Origin of the sequence: Cellulomonas septica, from assembly GCF_012396155.1 — a bacterium.
GTDB classification, from domain to species: domain Bacteria; phylum Actinomycetota; class Actinomycetes; order Actinomycetales; family Cellulomonadaceae; genus Cellulomonas; species Cellulomonas septica.
The window spans coordinates 1-2,460 of sequence record NZ_JAAXOY010000534.1; the positions used below are offsets into that span (position 1 = coordinate 1).

Genomic DNA, 2,460 nt, shown 5'->3' on the forward strand with positions numbered 1-2,460 from the left:
CGAGGACGCCCGTGCAGGCCTGACGACCGGTGTCGCGCGACTTCGGCGGCCGCGCGGTGGGCCGTCGCCGGCCGCCGTCCCGGGGAGCCGTAGGGTGTGCGGAGCGTCGCGACGCGGCGCCCGACGAAGGGATCCCGACGTGTCGTTGCAGCCCGACACCCAGCCCGCGACGCAGCCCCCGGTGCACGAGCCCGTGCAGGTGCGCGACGACGTGACCGTCGAGCTCGTCCGGCACTCCGCGCACGACGCCGACGTGCTGTTCGCGGCCCGGGTGTCGACCGCGGGCGAGGCGTCGCTCGAGGAGCTCGAGAAGGACGCGAGCCGCTCGCAGGGCCTCATCAACTACCTGATGCGGGACCGGCACGGCACGCCGTTCGAGCACAACTCGATGACCTTCTTCGTCTCGGCGCCGATCTTCGTGTTCCGCGAGTTCCACCGGCACCGCGCGGGTTTCTCCTACAACGAGGAGTCGGGCCGCTACCGCGAGCTGCAGCCGGTGTTCTACGTCCCGTCGCCCGAGCGCAAGCTCGTCCAGCAGGGCAAGCCGGGCCGGTACGAGTTCGTCGACGGCACCGCCGAGCAGCACGACGTCGTGACCCGCTCGATGCTCGCGTCGTACCAGGGCGCGTACGACGCGTACCAGGACATGCTCGCCGCGGGCGTCGCCCGTGAGGTCGCGCGCGCGGTGCTGCCCGTGGGCCTGTTCTCGTCGATGTACGCGACGTGCAACGCGCGCTCGCTCATGCACTTCCTGTCGCTGCGCACCAAGGACGAGCGCGCGACCGTGCCGTCGTTCCCGCAGCGCGAGATCGAGATGGTCGCGGAGCGCATGGAGTCGCTCTGGGCGGGCCTCATGCCCCTGACGCACGCCGCGTTCAACGCCCACGGCCGCGTCGCCCCCTGACACCTGACGACACGACACCCCTGACGACACGACGCGGCGGCCGGACCCCCTCCAGGTCGCGGCCGCCGGTCGTGGGTCGGGTCAGGCGCGCGGCGGCCCGTAGGCGTAGGCCGGCTGCGGGGACTCCGACGGCATGAGGATCCAGAGGATCGGGTAGACGAGGATCTGGCTGCCGGGGATGACCATGAGCAGCAGGACGAACAGCAGCCGGGCCGCCCACGGCGAGATGCCGAACCGCTGACCCAGGCCGGCGCAGACGCCGGCGAGGACGCGGCCCTGGACGGGTCGGACCAGTCCCTGGCGGCTCATCTGGTCGTGGATGTTCACGGGGGTTCCCTCCTGGGCCGCCGGACGCGTCGGTCGCGTCTCGGCGGTGATCCCAGCCTCCTGCGCCGGCCGTGCCCGGCGCATCGGGGAACGTCCCGGAGCGGACCCTGGGACCTGACCCGCGGCCCTCAGGGTCCGCCCGTGCGTCCACGGGTGGACACGGGTGGACGCGGGTTGGCGCGGGGGAGTCAGGCGACCGTGAAGCGGGCCGACAAGAGGGCCTCGTCGCGGGAGGACGGGCCGACGAGCAGGTCGAACGCGCCGGGCTCGACGACGCGGCGCTCGCGGCGGTCGACGATCGTGCAGTCCGCGACGGGCAGCGTGAGGTCGACGACGACGGACTCGCCGGGCGCGAGGTCGACCTGCCGGTAGGCCTTGAGCTCCTTGTCCGCCCAGGTCACGGACGTGACGACGTCGCGCACGTACACCTGCACGGTCTCGCGCGTCGGGCGCGCGCCGGTGTTCGCGACGGTGACCGTCGCGCGCACGGTGTCCTCGGCGCCGACCTCGGGCGTGCTGATCCGCAGGTCGGAGTACGCGACGGTCGTGTACGACAGCCCCTCGCCGAACGCGAACGGCTGGCGCTGCGTGAGGTCGGCGTACCGGTCGCCGTGCTGGCCGGGGATCTGGTTGTAGTAGGTCGGCTGCTGGCCGACGTGCGCGGCGAACGAGATCGGCAGACGCCCGGTGGGCTCGACGAGCCCGAGCAGCACCTCGGCGACGGCCTGCCCGCCGCGCATGCCGGGGTTCGCCGCCCAGAGGATCGCGGCGGCACGGTGCGCGGAGGCGGGGAGGACGAGCGGCTTCGACGCGACGACGACCACGACCATCGGCGTGCCGGTGGCCTCGAGCGCGTCGAGCAGGGCGACCTGCCCGCCGATCAGGTCGAGCGTCGCGGTGGACCGGCCCTCGCCGACGAGCTCGATGCGGTCGCCCACGACGGCGACGACGTAGTCGGCGTCCTGCGCGGCGGCGACGGCCTCGGCGATCAGCGCGTCGTCGACGTCGGCGGGCACGACCACCGGCGGGCGCGGCTGGCCGTCGGGGAAGAACGCGCCGGCCGGGTCGGGCTCGAGCGTGAGGATCTCGGCGCCGCGCGCGTGCGTGACGGTCCAGTCGGCGGGGACGTGGTCGCGCAGGCCGTCGAGGACGGTCGAGATCATGTGCCGCGGGTGGCCGTCGGGCAGCCAGTCGGCCTGACCGGACCGCCCGGCCCAGTCGCCGAGGGT

The 2,460-nt window shown here is 73.8% G+C and carries 3 protein-coding genes; 1 reads left to right on the forward strand and 2 read right to left on the reverse strand.

The genetic code is table 11. The annotated features are described in order from the left end of the window. Nucleotides 1-145: 145 nt before the first annotated feature. The gene (thyX, locus tag HGA02_RS16170; protein ID WP_210728688.1) at nucleotides 146-904 is read left to right on the forward strand and encodes an FAD-dependent thymidylate synthase; all 759 of its coding nucleotides are present in this window, start codon (nucleotides 146-148) and stop codon (nucleotides 902-904) included. An 81-nt stretch (nucleotides 905-985) separates the two neighbouring features. On the opposite strand, the gene HGA02_RS16175 is transcribed toward thyX, so the two are convergent. Together HGA02_RS16175 and HGA02_RS16180 are read right to left on the reverse strand one after the other, a co-directional pair. Next, the gene (locus HGA02_RS16175) at nucleotides 986-1,231 is read right to left on the reverse strand and encodes a PspC domain-containing protein (protein WP_235843524.1); all 246 of its coding nucleotides are present in this window, start codon (nucleotides 1,229-1,231) and stop codon (nucleotides 986-988) included. A gap of 188 nt (nucleotides 1,232-1,419) precedes the next feature. After that, a partial coding sequence (locus HGA02_RS16180) for a glycoside hydrolase family 3 C-terminal domain-containing protein (protein ID WP_210728687.1) occupies nucleotides 1,420-2,460 on the reverse strand: 1,041 nt, incomplete at its 5' end.